General features: G+C 70.4%; 16 protein-coding genes. 8 read left to right on the top strand and 8 right to left on the bottom strand.

The features are described from left to right. Positions 1-54 precede the first annotated feature (54 nt). Genes ACIRJP_RS05830 through ACIRJP_RS05820 form a run of 3 tightly spaced genes read left to right on the top strand, consistent with a single transcriptional unit; the run spans position 55 to position 3,082 of the window. On the top strand, positions 55-417 hold the full coding sequence (locus tag ACIRJP_RS05830) for a hypothetical protein (RefSeq protein WP_404168519.1): 363 nt from the start codon (positions 55-57) through the stop codon (positions 415-417). Next, positions 414-1,895 (top strand): cation acetate symporter, encoded by a 1,482-nt coding sequence (locus tag ACIRJP_RS05825; RefSeq protein ID WP_404168517.1) that lies wholly within the window; start codon positions 414-416, stop codon positions 1,893-1,895. Before ACIRJP_RS05830 ends, ACIRJP_RS05825 begins: the two co-directional genes overlap by 4 nt. Continuing rightward, on the top strand, positions 1,892-3,082 hold the full coding sequence (locus ACIRJP_RS05820) for a sensor histidine kinase (protein ID WP_404168515.1): 1,191 nt from the start codon (positions 1,892-1,894) through the stop codon (positions 3,080-3,082). Before ACIRJP_RS05825 ends, ACIRJP_RS05820 begins: the two co-directional genes overlap by 4 nt. A 19-nt stretch (positions 3,083-3,101) precedes the next feature. On the opposite strand, the gene ACIRJP_RS05815 is transcribed toward ACIRJP_RS05820, so the two are convergent. Continuing rightward, positions 3,102-3,620: a hypothetical protein gene (locus tag ACIRJP_RS05815; RefSeq protein WP_404168513.1), complete on the bottom strand. Its 519-nt coding sequence runs from the start codon at positions 3,618-3,620 to the stop codon at positions 3,102-3,104. Positions 3,621-3,745: 125 nt separating this feature from the next. Between ACIRJP_RS05815 and ACIRJP_RS05810 the strand changes: the two genes are divergently transcribed. After that, on the top strand, positions 3,746-3,943 hold the full coding sequence (locus ACIRJP_RS05810) for a zf-HC2 domain-containing protein (protein ID WP_404168511.1): 198 nt from the start codon (positions 3,746-3,748) through the stop codon (positions 3,941-3,943). On the opposite strand, the gene ACIRJP_RS05805 is transcribed toward ACIRJP_RS05810, so the two are convergent. The 6 genes from ACIRJP_RS05805 to ACIRJP_RS05780 form a co-directional block, all read right to left on the bottom strand. Beyond that, positions 3,877-4,446: a sigma-70 family RNA polymerase sigma factor gene (locus tag ACIRJP_RS05805; RefSeq protein ID WP_404168509.1), complete on the bottom strand. Its 570-nt coding sequence runs from the start codon at positions 4,444-4,446 to the stop codon at positions 3,877-3,879. The genes ACIRJP_RS05810 and ACIRJP_RS05805 overlap by 67 nt on opposite strands. 177 nt (positions 4,447-4,623) lie before the next feature. Further along, on the bottom strand, positions 4,624-6,066 hold the full coding sequence (locus tag ACIRJP_RS05800; protein ID WP_404168507.1) for an amino acid permease: 1,443 nt from the start codon (positions 6,064-6,066) through the stop codon (positions 4,624-4,626). A gap of 109 nt (positions 6,067-6,175) precedes the next feature. Beyond that, on the bottom strand, positions 6,176-6,637 hold the full coding sequence (locus ACIRJP_RS05795; RefSeq protein ID WP_404168505.1) for a universal stress protein: 462 nt from the start codon (positions 6,635-6,637) through the stop codon (positions 6,176-6,178). A 207-nt stretch (positions 6,638-6,844) separates the two neighbouring features. Further along, complete coding sequence (locus tag ACIRJP_RS05790) at positions 6,845-7,381, bottom strand: hypothetical protein (RefSeq protein ID WP_404168503.1); 537 nt, start codon at positions 7,379-7,381, stop codon at positions 6,845-6,847. A gap of 175 nt (positions 7,382-7,556) precedes the next feature. Beyond that, positions 7,557-8,324 carry a hypothetical protein gene (locus ACIRJP_RS05785; protein ID WP_404168501.1) on the bottom strand — a complete coding sequence of 256 codons (768 nt, stop codon included), beginning with the start codon at positions 8,322-8,324 and terminating at the stop codon, positions 7,557-7,559. 16 nt (positions 8,325-8,340) lie between these two features. Further along, complete coding sequence (locus tag ACIRJP_RS05780; RefSeq protein ID WP_351252274.1) at positions 8,341-8,472, bottom strand: hypothetical protein; 132 nt, start codon at positions 8,470-8,472, stop codon at positions 8,341-8,343. A gap of 44 nt (positions 8,473-8,516) precedes the next feature. Between ACIRJP_RS05780 and ACIRJP_RS05775 the strand changes: the two genes are divergently transcribed. The 3 genes from ACIRJP_RS05775 (at position 8,517) to ACIRJP_RS05765 (ending at position 12,506) form a co-directional block, all read left to right on the top strand. After that, on the top strand, positions 8,517-8,657 hold the full coding sequence (locus ACIRJP_RS05775; RefSeq protein ID WP_404168499.1) for a hypothetical protein: 141 nt from the start codon (positions 8,517-8,519) through the stop codon (positions 8,655-8,657). 859 nt (positions 8,658-9,516) lie between these two features. Beyond that, positions 9,517-10,335, top strand: coding sequence for an SAM-dependent methyltransferase (locus ACIRJP_RS05770; protein ID WP_404168497.1), 819 nt, complete (start codon positions 9,517-9,519; stop codon positions 10,333-10,335). Next, positions 10,332-12,506: a putative bifunctional diguanylate cyclase/phosphodiesterase gene (locus ACIRJP_RS05765; RefSeq protein ID WP_404168495.1), complete on the top strand. Its 2,175-nt coding sequence runs from the start codon at positions 10,332-10,334 to the stop codon at positions 12,504-12,506. The genes ACIRJP_RS05770 and ACIRJP_RS05765 overlap by 4 nt, the downstream gene beginning before the upstream one ends. A gap of 47 nt (positions 12,507-12,553) precedes the next feature. Here the strand turns inward: ACIRJP_RS05765 and ACIRJP_RS05760 are convergent, their stop codons facing one another. Further along, positions 12,554-13,444 carry a LysR family transcriptional regulator gene (locus tag ACIRJP_RS05760; RefSeq protein ID WP_404168493.1) on the bottom strand — a complete coding sequence of 297 codons (891 nt, stop codon included), beginning with the start codon at positions 13,442-13,444 and terminating at the stop codon, positions 12,554-12,556. Between the two features lie 95 nt (positions 13,445-13,539). Here ACIRJP_RS05760 and ACIRJP_RS05755 point away from each other — a divergent pair, with 95 nt between their 5' ends. After that, the gene (locus tag ACIRJP_RS05755; protein ID WP_404168491.1) at positions 13,540-14,247 is read left to right on the top strand and encodes a succinate dehydrogenase; all 708 of its coding nucleotides are present in this window, start codon (positions 13,540-13,542) and stop codon (positions 14,245-14,247) included. Position 14,248: the final 1 nt, after the last annotated feature.

The raw sequence follows: 14,248 nt of genomic DNA, 5'->3' as shown, positions 1-14,248 counted from the left end.
GACCAGGATCCGGCCCTTCCCACGGCGGTCCGGCGCCGCATACACTCCGGGCCCATGTCCGCAGAGCCAGCGCCCCGGCGCGAAGTGGTGACGGGGGAGCCCCGGCGGGTGCGCCCGCTGCCGCGCTACCGCACCCAGTCGGAGATCGACGAGCAGACCGCGCTCGGCGGCGCGTACGTCCGTTCGCTGATGCGCAGCCAACTGCGGGCCGGACTCACCGCTTTCGCCGGCCTCGCCGTGGTCGTCGGGACGCTGCCACTGGTCTTCGAGGCCCTGCACAGCGCCGCGCTCGTCTGGGCGGTCCTCGGCTTCGCCGCCTACCCGCCGCTCACCCTGATCGCCTGGTGGTACGTGCGACGGGCCGAGCGCAACGAACGCGACTTCGCCCGGCTCGTGGAAGGCCGCCCCGCACAGTGAGCCGTACGTACGCGGTGGCGGCGGTCGCCGCCGTCGTCCTCGCGACCGTACTCGTCGGCGGCTTCGGACTGCGCATCTCCCGCACCACCTCCGACTTCTACGTCGCCTCGCGCACCGTACGGCCCCGGCTCAACGCCGCCGCCATCAGCGGCGAATACCTCTCCGCCGCCTCCTTCCTCGGCATCGCCGGCCTGGTGCTGGTGCACGGCCCGGACATGCTCTGGTACCCGGTCGGCTACACCGCGGGCTATCTGGTGCTGCTGGTCTTCGTCGCCGCACCGCTGCGCCGCTCGGGGGCGTACACCCTGCCCGACTTCGCCGAAGGGCGGCTGGAATCACGGCAGGTGCGCAGACTGGTCAGCGTCTTCGTGGTCGCGGCGGGCTGGCTCTATCTCGTACCGCAGCTCCAGGGCGCGGGGCTGACGCTCAAGATCCTCACCGGGGCGCCCGGCTGGCTCGGCGACGTGCTCGTGGCCTCCGTCGTCGTGATCGCCGTCGCCGCGGGCGGCATGCGCTCCATCACCTTCGTCCAGGTCTTCCAGTACTGGCTGAAACTGACCGCGCTCCTGGTCCCCGCGATCTTCCTGGTGCTCGCCTGGCAGGGCGACGGACGCCCCCGCGTCAGCTTCGACGAGCAGCTCTCCGTCTTCCGCGCCGACCACCCGATGTACGCCACCTACGGGCTGATCGTCGCGACCTTCCTGGGCACCATGGGACTGCCGCACGTCGTGGTCCGCTTCTACACCAGCCCCAACGGCCGCGACGCCCGACGCACCACGGTCGCCGTCCTCGCCCTCATCGGCGTGTTCTACCTGCTGCCCCCGGTCTACGGGGCCCTGGGCAGGCTGTACGCCCCCGAGCTGATCCACGGCGGGGACGCGGACGCCGCCGTGCTGCTGCTGCCCGGCAGGATCGTCGGCGGACTCGGCGGTGACCTGCTCGGCGCGCTCATCGCGGGCGGCGCGTTCGCCGCGTTCCTGTCGACCGCCTCCGGGCTCACCATGGCCGTCGCCGGGGTCATCACCCAGGACGTCCTGCCCTCGCGCGGGGTACGGCACTTCCGGCTGGCCACCGTCCTCGCCATGTGCGTACCGCTGGCGGGTTCGCTGATCGTCAGCCGGGTGCCGGTGGCCGACTCCGTCGGCATGGCGTTCGCCGTCTCCGCGTCCTCCTTCTGCCCGCTGCTGGTCCTCGGCATCTGGTGGCGGCGCCTCACCCCGCCCGGCGCCATCGCCGGACTGCTGCTCGGCGGCGGCTCCGCGTTCCTGTCCGTCGCCATCACCGTCAGCGGCGCGGTCCGCCCGCCCGGCTGGCCGCACACCCTGCTCGCCTGGCCCGCCGTGTGGTCGGTGCCGGTCGGCTTCCTCGCGATGATCCTGGTGTCCCTCGCCACCCCCGGCCGGATACCCCCGGGCACCAATGCCGCCATGACCCGCTTTCACCTGCCCGAGGCACTGACGTCGGGAAGGCACCGATGACGAGCGCCGGATACGCCGCACTCGTCCTGCTGGCCCTGCTGCCGCTCGGCGCGGGTTTTCTGCTCGGCCGCCGCACCGCCCGGCCCCTGCGCACCAGCGACGTCGGGACACCCGTCGAGCACGCCACCTTCGAGACCCTGCACACCGCCTCCCTCGCCGCGCCCCCGCTGCGCGCCGGGCTCACCGAGGAGAGCGCCCGCAGGTCCGCCCGCCGGCTGCGCTCCCTGCTCGGCACGGAAGCGCTCTGCCTCACCGACCACGACCGGGTCCTGGTCTGGGACGGCGAGGGCGAGCACCACGGCCGCCACGTCATGGACCAGGTGCGCGACCTGCTCGCCAGCGGCCGGGACACCGCCTTCCGCAGCGACTGCGACGACCTGGACTGCCCGCTGCGCTGGGCCGTCGCCGTGCCGCTCACCGTCGACAACCGGGTACTGGGCACCCTGATCGCCTATGCCCCGCGCGAATCCGCGGTGCTGGCGCGCGCCGCCGGAGAGGTGGCCCGCTGGGTCTGCGTACAGCTGGAACTCGCCGAGCTCGACCGATCCCGCACCCAGCTCATCGAGGCCGAGATCAGAGCGCTGCGGGCCCAGATCTCCCCGCACTTCATCTTCAACTCGCTCGCCGCCATCGCCTCGTTCGTCCGCACCGACCCGGAACGGGCCCGCGAACTCCTTCTGGAATTCGCCGACTTCACCCGCTACTCGTTCCGCCGCCACGGCGACTTCACCACCCTCGCCGACGAACTCCACTCCATCGACCAGTACCTGGCACTGGTACGCGCACGCTTCGGCGAACGGCTCCTGGTCACCCTCCAGGTCGCCCCCGAGGTACTGCCCGTCGCCCTGCCGTTCCTCTGTCTCCAGCCGCTCGTCGAGAACGCCGTCAAGCACGGCCTCGAAGGGGCCGTCACCTCCAGCCGCATCACCATCAGCGCCCTGGACGCCGGCTCCGAGGCCGAGGTCGTCATCGAGGACGACGGCACCGGGATGGACCCGGAGCGCCTGCGCCACATCCTGCGCGGCGAGGGTGGCCGCTCCACCGGAATCGGACTGCTCAACGTCGACGAACGGCTGCGCCAGGTGTACGGGGACGACTACGGCCTCGTCATCGAGACGGGCATCGGCGCCGGGATGAAGATCACCGTGCGGCTGCCGAAGTACCGTGCCGGGGTGCACGGTTCCTGACCGGCCGACCAGGTCCCTGTCAGTGGAGATGGATCGCCAGATGCCCCAGCGGCAGCCCCAGTTGCCAGGCCGGCGTCCACACCTGGGCCGCCTCCTCCGCGTCCGGCCCGTCGCCCACCGGCTCCCAGGGCGGCGGCGCGATCGCGTCGAGGTCGGCCGCGAGCAGCTCGGTCTCCTCCAGCCAGCGCCAGGCCGCGCGGGCCAGGGCCAGATCGGGGTCCGGGCCGGCCTTGCCGGACACCGGGGCCGCGTCGAGCGCGTCCAGCCGCTCACGGACCCAGCCGCACCACGTCGCCCCGTACGCCGTCAGCAGGCGCAGCTTGTCCAGCCGGGCCGCGGGCAGCGCATCGGCCACCGCGCCGTCCGAGAGGAATATGGTGAGAGCGAGGGCATCGCGCCCCGCTCGGTACTCCAGTGTGGACGGCTCCATCAGATCGCCGGTCCGCAGCAGCTCATCGGCGATGTACTCCGCGTACATCCAGGCCATCGGGACCTGCAGCCCGGCCCCACCGGTTCCATTCTGACGCTCCGGGCACATCCCGTCTCGCCTCTTTCTGTGTTCGGTACCGCGCTTCACGGAGCATTGAACCGGGGGAGCGCGCCCCGCGTGGCCAGAAGGACAGGATCCGTCACCACCGGATGCGTCGACGACACGAGGATGCGATGACCGCCGATCCCGGGGAGGGCCCGCACGTTCGCCATGCGCTGGGCGCCTACGTACTCGACGCGCTCACGGCGGGCGAGACCCGCACGGTCTCCCGCCATCTGCAGACCTGCGACCGCTGCGCCGCCGACTACGTGGAGGCCGCGGAGGCCGTCTCGCTGCTCGCCCTGCTGCGCGCGGAGGACCTGCTGGAGTAGCCGGGGAGGTTGTGGGAGAGCCGGCGCAGCGCGTAGTAGGAGCGCGACTTGACCGTGCCCGCCGGAATGCCGAGAACCCGGGCCGTCTCGTCCACGGTGAGCCCGCGGAAGTACATCTGGACGAGGACCGCGCGGTGTTCCGGACTGAGGGTGCGTACCGCTTCGCGTACGTCGAGCGCCGAGACCGTGGTGTCGGCGGGGTCCTCGCCGGCCGGGGTGGTATCCAGCACGGCGTCGCCGAGCTCGGTCGGCCGGGCCTGCCTGGAGCGGCGCGCGTCGATCGCGAGCCGCCGCGCGACCGTGAAGAGCCAGGGCCGCATCGAGTCGTACGGGGCGTCGAAGGCCTCCGGATGCTGCCAGGCCCGGACCAGGGTCTCCTGGAGCAGGTCCTCGGCGCGCTGCCGGTCGCCGAAGGTCAGACCGAGCAGGAAATGCAGGAGGGCGGGCCCGTGCTCCCGCTGCAGATCCGCGAGGGTCCGCTCATCGGTCGTCGTGATGGTCATCGTGAACGCCCTTTCCGCCCAGGCCTGCGGCTTCGCTGCCGACTGGCGTATACGAACGCATCGGGGCGCCGAGGAACAGGCGGTGGGCGGCCTCGTGCGACGAGCGGTCGCACAGTGCGGCGAATGGTGCGGTGAACGGTCGGGCGGCGGCCGGGCAGCCGCCGCCCGGCTTCCGGGTCAGCCCGTTCCCGTTCCCGCGCCCGGAGTGTTCGCCATGTTCGACTTCCGGTACGAGTAGCCGAAGTAGATGACCAGTCCGATCAGGAACCAGACCACGAAACGCACCCAGGTCTGCCACTGGAGGAAGGTGATCAGCCAGACCGAGAACACCACCCCGAGCGCCGGGACGAACGGCATCCCGGGGGTGCGGAACGTGCGCGGCAGCTCCGGCTGCTTGTAGCGCAGCACGATCACCGCGATGCACACCACGACGAACGCCAGCAGAATGCCGATGTTGGTCAGCTCGGCGGCCTCGCCGATCGGCAGGAACCCGGCGATCAGGGCCGAGGCGGCACCGACGATCCAGGTCACCCGGGTCGGCACGTGCCGGGTCGGGTGGGTCTTGGCGAACCACTTCGGCAGCAGCCCGTCACGGCTCATCGAGAACCAGACCCGGGTCACGCCGAGCATGAAGGTGAACATCACCGTGAGGATGCCGATGATCGCGCCCACCGCGATCAAATCGGCGAGCCGGTCGAGCCCCACCGACTTGAAGGCCGTGGAGAATCCGGACTCAGGGTCGATGTCCTTGTAGCTCTGCATCCCCGTCAATACCAGGCACGCCGCCACGTAGAGCACCATGGAGATCCCGAGGGAGTACAGGATCGCCTTCGGCATGTGGCGCTGGGCGTCCTTGGACTCCTCGGCCGCAGTCGACATGGCGTCGTACCCGAACACCGCGAAGAACACCGTGGCCGCACCGGTGAAGGCCCCGCTGATCCCGAACGGGAAGAACGGGGTGTAGTTGGCGGTGTTGATGTGGAACACACCGACGCCGATGACCAGCAGGACGACCAGGACCTTCAGGACGACCACGACCGTCTCGAAGCGCGCCGCGTTCTTGATGCCGAGGGTGAGCAGGTACGCGACGAGCAGACAGAGCAGCGAGGCGAACAGGTCCACCTTGTGGCCGTCGCCGGTACCGGGCGCGCCCAGCATCCACTTCGGTACTTCGAGCCCCATCTCCCCGAGCAGGAAACTGAAGTAGCCGGAGATGCCGATCGCGACCACCGCCACGATCGCCGTGTACTCCAGCAGCAGGTCCCAGCCGATGAACCAGCCCACCAGCTCGCCGAGCACCGCGTACCCGTAGGTGTAGGCGGAGCCGGCCTTCGGGATCAGGCCCGCGAACTCCGCGTAGCTGAACGCGGCCGCGGCACTCGCCACACCCGCGATCAGGAACGAGACCAGGACGGCGGGACCGGCGGTGCCGTTCGCCACCGTGCCGGCGAGGGTGAAGATGCCCGCGCCGATGATGCCGCCCACGCCGATGGCTGTGAGCTGCCACAGTCCGAGCGTTCTGGTGAGCTGAGTGGCGGCTTCCCCCGCGGGCCCTTTCTCGTCGATCTGCTCGATCGGCTTGCGGCGCAGCACACCCTCGCCCACTCGGAGCCTTGCCATGAGTCACCTCTCCGCTGACGGCTGTCCCTGACGGGCGCTCATGATGGCCCAGGCCGAGCCGGTGCGGAAGAAGGCGTGCCGTCCGTCGGAGTGAAGGATTCCGCGGTGCCTACGGGACAACCGTGACGGGCCAACGGCCCGCCTTCACCAGCCGGATCGCGACCGAGCCGATGAACCGGTGTCCGGCCGATTCCGACGCGCCCACGATTACGGCGTCCGCCTTCAGTTCGTCCGCCGCGGTCACGAGCCCGTTGTAAGGGTCGCCGCGGAAGGTGTGGAACTCCCAGCGCACGTCCCATATTTCCTTCACCCGCCGGGTCGACTCCCGGATCTCGCTCACCAGCCCCTCCGCGACCTCGCCCGTCGTATCGGCGATCGGTGCGCCCAGCGCGGCCCCAGCGGGCAGCACCGGCTGGACGTAGACGAGGGCGAGCATGGCGCCCTGGCGGCGGGCGAGCCCCGCAGCGTAGGCCGCGGCACGCATGGAGGAATCGGACCCGTCGAGGCCTGCGACGATCACTTTCGGGCCGTCTGTGCCACGTTCGAACTGATGAGGCTGCGGTTCTGTCACGGCAGTGAGGCTATCCGCTGCTCGGGCCGACTCCGGAGCGGGCTGCGGCACAGCCTCGGCCGGGGCCGCCGGATCCCTCCATCGGGTGAGGAACCGTCCGGGGCGAGCGCTTCGCCCCCCGGCGTCGGCCCCCCGCCGCAAACGCCCGTCGCCCCGGGGCCCGCAACGGGACCCGGGGTGACTTCTCGGTCGGCACCTACCCTGCTGTCAGTGCGAGCGGCGCTCCCTGCGACGGCGTGCCACCAGGGCGGAGCCGGCGACCACTGCCACCGCCGACGCCGCTCCGACGGCGATCTGCACCGTGTTCATCGTTCCGATGCCGCCGCCGAGCCCGCCCTGCGCACCGGCCGGGGCCGCCGCGGGACGGGTGGCCCCGGCCGGTGCGGGAGCCGCGGCGATCGTGAGACCGGACTTCGCCGTGGGGTCGGGCGACGTGCTGCAGATGAACGTCACTTCGTAGGAGGCGCCGGGTCTCGCGTCCCAGTCGACCGTGGCCGCTCTTGTGCCACCCGCGGGGATGGTGACGGTGTCGAAGACGGCCGAGCCGGCGGTTGCGGTTGTGGAGCACCCCCGGGCGGCCAGGGTGACCTGGCTTCCCGGCGCGATCACCGACGGAGTGACGGTGAATCCGGTCGCGGAGGACGCGCCTCCCGACGTCGTTCCGTACGCGGCTGCGGACGGAGCGGTCAGGGCGAGAGCGGCGGCGCCGAGCAGGGCGACGGGTGCGACGCCTATTGCGCGCATGGGTGAGCCTCCGGATCCCCGAGGAGCACTTGCGGAACGGATTTCCACAGAGCGTAAGAAATGCACCTCGACGTGCCAAACGCTAGAAGCCGTGCATACCGCCCGCGATCGGAGTGCGCCGCTCGGGCTCCGGTTTCGCCCGAGCGGCGCACTCCGTCCGCGTCCTGACGGACCGCTAGCCGCCCGTGGCGCGGGGGAACAGGTCGAGGAACGGTGCCGCGGTGGCCGAGAGCCCGCGCCCGAAGGGGGTGTCGAAGTCCCAGATCAGGAACAACAGAAAGGCGATCAGAACACTGAACAGGCCCGCCAGCAGGAGTTCACGGAACGTTCTGCGGATCTGCAGCGTGAACATAAGCCCGATGGTCACCAGGGCTCCGATGATCAGGCCGAACCAGACCACGCCCGGCATGGTCGCACCGGCGCTCTGCCCGCGTGCGCTGCGTGCGTCGTCGGCCGCGGCCACCTCGTCGACCAGTGGCTGATATGCCTGCCCCTCGTGGTCGTTCCGCGGTTGGTACTGGGTGACATCGGCGCGCACCTTGGCCAGCAGGCGGGTCCCCTCGGGGGTGAGGCTGCCGTGCTCGCTCATCGCCCGCCACTCGTCATTGACGACGTGGTGGACGTAGGCGTCGACATCGGCGCGGATGCGGGCGCGCACCTCGGCCGGGTAGACGGCGGAGCGGACACTCACCTCGTGCAGTGCCTGGGCCTCCTGACGTACGTATTCCTGCGCGGCGCCACGTCCCTCCCAGACGCCCGCGATGGCCAGGCCCAGCACGATCGCGTACACGACGCCGATCATCATCGTCATGTACTCGATGACGTCAGGGGTCTCGGACGGGTCGTCGTCCTCCCCGATCCGGCGGTTGTTGAGTACGGCGATGGTCAGCACGACGGCGCTGGCCGCGACCATGGCGAGGGCGAGAACAAGCCATTCCGACATTGTGATCCTCCGGGGGTCAGCGGGAGCGGGGACGCAGTACGGCGACGGCGAACACCGCGGGCGCCGTGATCAGCAGGGTGAGGTTGACCAGGGAGGTGCCGTGCCGCACTACCTTGCGCGGCGGCTTGCGGTAGGTGGGCAGCGCCACGGGCAGGGGTGTGGGGCGTACGGACGGCGAGGGGGACGGCGTCGGTGTGGGCGACGGCGTGGGTGTGGGCGCCGGTGCTGGGGGTGGCGGCACGGGCCCCGGCTTCGCCCGCGGCGGTGCGGGCGGCGGTGGTGACGGCGGTGGTGGCGGTGGTGGAGGAAGCGGCGGAGGCGGGGGAGGCGTAGGTGCCGGTCGTGGTGTGGGTGGGGGCGTGGGCTCGGGAACCGGGCCCGCGTGGCAACTGCCGTCGCCCGATGTGGCGACCGATGAACTGCCGCCGCTCTCACCGATGGAGGCGTACGCGCAGCTGTCCGCGACCGCGGGAGCCGGGGTGCCGAGCAGCCAGAGAAGGGCGACGGCTGCCGTGAGCCGTCCTATGAGTGATCCGTACACGACCGGGAGCATGTTCCAGCAGCTCACGGGACACGCGGAGCGAGGGCGGGATTCGCCTGATGGTGGGGAACTGGAGCCGCGGGCGTTTGCCGTCGGGGGAGGGTCCGGGACCAGGCAGAACCCGGCAGGGACGGGGCCGGTGCCCGACGTCATGGGTGGTGCGAGTGCCCTTGGCAACGGGGACGAGCCGTCGGGAAGTTGACGCGTCCGGCCGGCCGGACCGGTGAAGTGACGGTGAGGTGAAGTGACGGTGGAGCGACCGGACATAGCCTCATTGGTAAAGAACGCTTCCAAACGCTTCACCGCCAAGGCATTTGTCACCGCCAATCGACCCGGCGGACTCAACTGCCGGTACATCGCAGGCCATCCGGTCCGGAAGTGAATCCGCCGATGCGAAACCGGTGCCATCACCGGATTCATCAACAACCAAGGCCGCAACGGCGCATGGGCCCGGAGGCACCTCGCAAGGACCGGTCCGGCATCGAATGTCACCCGCAGCGACGGCCCGGTTGCACATGCCACTGGTGTGTGACCAATAACGGACGGCTAATTTCCGTTTCCGCTCGCTCTCTTGGCAGTCGATCAGTAGCCTCTGGACAACACTGACCATGAACATGGCCGGATCGCCGTGGCGACTTGTTGGAGACATCGATGGAGCGTCCCGCCTGGGCACCGCGAGGCATTGACATTTCAGTGCCGAGCGTGTCTCGAATGTACGATTTCTATCTGGGCGGATCGCACAATTTCGAGGTGGATCGGGAAGCGGCACGCAAGGCCATGGAGTTCATGCCGGGACTCCCCAAGATCATGCAGGCGAATCGCGCCTTTATGCGGCGAGCCGTGCGTTACGCGGTGAGCGAGGGCATCAGTCAGTTTCTGGACATCGGTTCCGGAATACCGACCTTCGGCAATGTGCACGAAGTCGCCCGGACCGCCGACCCCGAGGCGCGGGTGGCGTACGTCGACCACGACCCGGTCGCGGTCGCGCACAGCCGGGCCGTGCTCGAAGGAAACGACCGGGCGGTGATCGCCGCCGCCGATCTGCGCCGCCCGCAGGAGATCGTGAAAAGCCCGGAGATCTCCGGACTGCTCGACCTGGACCGCCCGGTGGCCCTGCTGCTGGTCGCGGTGCTCCACTTCATCGAGGACTGCGACGACCCGCAGACCGCGGTCGCCGAACTGCGCGAAGCGCTCGCCCCCGGCAGCATCGTCGTCGTGTCCCACGCCTCGTACGAGGGCCTTCCGCTCACCCGGGAAGAGGCGGGCGGCGCGGTCGACGTCTACGAGAACATCCGCAACCCCCTGGTCATGCGGTCCCGCGACGAGATAGCCCGCTTCTTCGAGGGGTACGAGATGGTAGAGCCCGGCCTCGTGTCGATGCCGAACTGGCGCCCGGACGCCCCGGTGGTGACGGAGCAGGAGGACCCATACGCGTTCTCGGGCTTCGCGGGAGTGGGACGCAAGGCGTGAGCATCCCCGCCCAGTCGTCCGGTGCGCCGGACACGGATCCCGACGGCCCCGAGGATCGGCTCCGGCGATTCGCCACGATCTGGAGCCGGGCCATCTTCCCCTCGACGGCCACCTCCTTGACACGCACCGAGTTCGAACAGCATCTGCTGCCGCTGGCCCGCGAGCTCAGCGACATCCTGCACGCCCGGCCCTTCGACGCGGCGCCCGCGGTCGAGGTGGGGGCCGCCCTGGTCACCGCGCACTGCACAGATCCGGACGCGCTGAGCAGCACGCTCGGCGTCATCGACTCGTACCTGGTGCTCTACTGCGGGAACAACGGCGCCACGGCGTTGTCGACCGAGGACAGCAGGGCCCGTTGCGCGCGGATCCAGCACACCCTCGCGGGCGGCTTCACCCAGGCGCTGCGCGAGCGCACCCTCGCCGAGCAGGAAGCCATCGCCAGGTCGGCGCTGACCGCCCGCTCCGACGCCGAACACGCGCTGCACGCGACCGAGGCGCGCTTCCGCGCCGTCTTCAAGGACGCGGCCATCGGCATCGGCATCGCCGACCTGGACGGCAAGGTGCTGGAGGTCAACGACACCCTCACCCGGATGTTCGGCGGGCTCGATCACCATGTGCGCAGCCACAGGCTCAACGAGTGGGTCCACCCGGAGGACTCGCCGCACGTGTGGAAGTACTACGACGAGCTGGTGCGCGGCGAACGCGAGCACTACCGGGTCGAGAAGCCGTACTACCGCAACGACGGGACCGTGCTGTGGACCAACCTGACGGTCTCGCTGCTGCGCGACGCCGACGGCAAGCCGCAGTACCAGCTCGCGCTGATGGAGGACACCACCGAGCGCCGGCTGCTCAACCTCCGGCTGAGGTACGAGGCCACCCATGACGCGCTCACCGGCCTGCCCAACCGGACCCTGTTCTTCGAACGGCTGGAGAAGGCGCTGTCCGCCGCCGACAGCAGCCGGTTCGGCCTGTGCTACCTCGACCTGGACGGCTTCAAGGCGATCAACGACAGCCTCGGCCACGCGTCGGGGGACCGGCTGCTGGTCGAGGTGGCCGACCGGCTGCAGAGCTGTGCGACCGCGCCCGGCGAGATGGTCGCCCGGCTCGGCGGCGACGAGTTCGTGGCCCTGACCACCGGACCCGACACCGAGACGGAGGTCGCCGAACTCGCCTGCCGCATCCTCGGTGTGCTCGGGACCCCGATCCGCCTGGAGGGCCGCGAGCTGACCGTACGCGGATCCATCGGGGTCGTCGAAGGACCGGCCCGCGAGCGCAACGCCGCCGAGGTGCTGCGCAGCGCCGACATCACGATGTACCGGGCCAAGTCGGCGGGCGGCAACCGCTTCGAGCTCGCCGACGACGAGGCGGACGCCCGTGCCATCACCCGTCACGGGCTGACCACCGCGCTGCCCGCCGCCCTGGAACGTGGCGAGTTCTTCATCGAGTACCAGCCGCTGGTGCACCTCGACGACGGCACGGTGCACGGGGCGGAAGCGCTGGTGCGCTGGTGCCACCCGCAGCACGGGGTGCTCGGCCCGGACCGCTTCATCCCGCTCGCCGAGCACACCGGGCTGATCGTGCCACTGGGCCGCTGGGTGCTGGAGGAGTCCGTACGACAGGCCAACTTCTGGCAGGAGCGGCACACCGACGGCGGTCCGCTGCGGATCAACGTCAACCTCTCACCGACCCAGCTGCACCATCCGCGGCTGGTCGCCGAGACGGTCGACGTGCTGGAACGCTCGGGGCTCGAACCCGGGGCGCTCTGCCTGGAGGTCACCGAGTCCGCGCTCATCGGCGCGGACGACGACCTGCTCAAGCCGCTGCGGCAACTGGCCGAAATGGGTGTGGACATAGCGCTCGACGACTTCGGCACCGGGTACTCGAACCTGGCGAATCTGCGCCGGCTGCCGGTGAGCGTGCTCAAGCTGGACCGTTCCTTCACCATGGGCATGCAGCAACACCCGGCGGACCCGGTCGATCTGAAGATCGTCGAGGGGATCGTCTCGCTGGCGCACAGCCTGGATCTCGCGGTCACGGTGGAGGGCGTGGAGACCGGCGCCCAGGCGGAGCAGCTGCGCAAGCTGGGCTGCGACACGGCACAGGGCTGGTACTACGCCCGGCCGGGTGCGCCCGACCGGATCCACTCCCTGCTGCTGGCCGACGCCGTGTGAGGTGGCGGGTACGAGGCCACCGGCCGGCCCCGTACCCGCCTTGGCGCTCAGGCACGTCCGGCGGCGAGCAGCACCTCCTGGAGCTCGCGTGCCGCGCGCGGTGGAGCCACGTCGCTGCGGTGCGCGAGCGCGATCGTGCGCCGCAGCCCGGGGCGGGCCAGCGGTGTGGTCCGCAGGTCGTGGCCGGAGCGGACGGCGACCATGCTCGGCACCACGGCGACCCCGAGCCCCGCCCGTACGAAGCCGAGCACGGCGTCCATCTCGCCGCCCTCCACCGTGAACGACGGCTCGAAACCCTCCGCCCGGCAGGCGGCCACCGTCAGCTCCCGCAGGTCGTAGCCGTGCCGGAACATCACCAGGGGCTCGCCCTGGAGGTCGGCGATCCGTACGCTCCCGCCCCGGCCGGGCCTCGGCTCCCGCGCCGAGGACACCACGACCAGGTCCTCGCGGAGCAGCTCCACCGTGGTCAGCGCGGGCGACGCGGCGGGCAGTGGCAGCACCACCAGCGCGAGATCGAGCGCGCCCCGCGCCAGCTCCCGCACCAGGTCGAGCGAGCCGCCCTCCTCCAGCAGCAGCTGGATCCCCGGGTGCCGGTCGTGGAAGGCGCGCAGCACGTCGGGGAGCAGGCCGGTGCAGAGGCTGGGCGTGGCGCCCAGCCGGACCCGGCCCCGGCGCAGCTGCGCCAGCTCCTGCACCTCGTGGCGTGCGGTGTCCGCGTCCGCGAGGATCCGGCGGGCCAGCGGCAGCAGGGCCTCGCCCGCGTCGGTCAGCGTGATGTTTCCGCGCGCCCGGCTGAACAGCTCCGCCCCCAGCTCGCTCTCCAGCGCCCGGATCTGCTGGGAGAGCGAGGGCTGCGAAACATGGACCTCCTCGGCGGCCCGGGTGAAGTGCCGGGTCTCGGCCACGGCCACGAAATACATCAGCTGCTGGAACTGCATACACCCACCCTACCGAGGTCGATAGCCTCAGCCTATGAACATGAGCTGTTCCATGTCTTGGACTGATGAGGTGGATCGGTTCTAGCGTCGTGTCCATGGCATTGGCAACCCGGACGGACCGACGGCCGTCCATGACGCGTACGCTCTGGGACTCGTCCCTCGGCAAGAAGACGGTCATGGCCGTGAGTGGCCTGATCATGCTCCTCTACTTGGTCGTCCACATGATCGGCAACCTGAAGATCTTCTTCGGGTCCGGCGAGTTCAACCACTACGCGCACTGGCTGCGGACCATGGGCGAGCCCTTCCTGCACTACGAGTGGGCCCTGTGGATCGTCCGCGTCGTGCTCGTCGCGGCGGTGGTGCTGCACGCCGTTTCCGCGTACCAGCTCAGCCGCCGCGACATCAAGGCGCGCCCCGCCAAGTACGTGCACCGGAAGCCGCGTGCCACCTATGCCACCCGCACCATGCGCTGGGGCGGGATCATCCTCGCCCTGTTCATCGTCTGGCACATCCTCGACCTGACGACGGGCACCGTGCACTCCGGCGGATTCCAGTCAGGCCACCCGTACCAGAACGTCATCGACACCTTCTCCACCTGGTACGGCAACACGATCTACATCGTCGCCATGCTCGCCCTCGGACTCCACGTCCAGCACGGCTTCTGGAGCGCCGCCCAGACCCTCGGCGCGGGGAACGCGACCCGTGACCGCGTCCTCAAGACCATCGCCAACGCCCTCGCCGCGGTGCTGACGCTGGGCTTCATCTCCGTACCCGTCGCCGTCATGACCGGAGTCGTGAGCTGAC

The sequence above is a fragment of the Streptomyces sp. NPDC102437 genome (assembly GCF_044765565.1).
Classification (GTDB): Bacteria; Actinomycetota; Actinomycetes; order Streptomycetales; family Streptomycetaceae; genus Streptomyces.
Note: the sequence above shows the minus strand (reverse complement) of the source record. Positions and strands in the feature narration are given on the sequence as shown.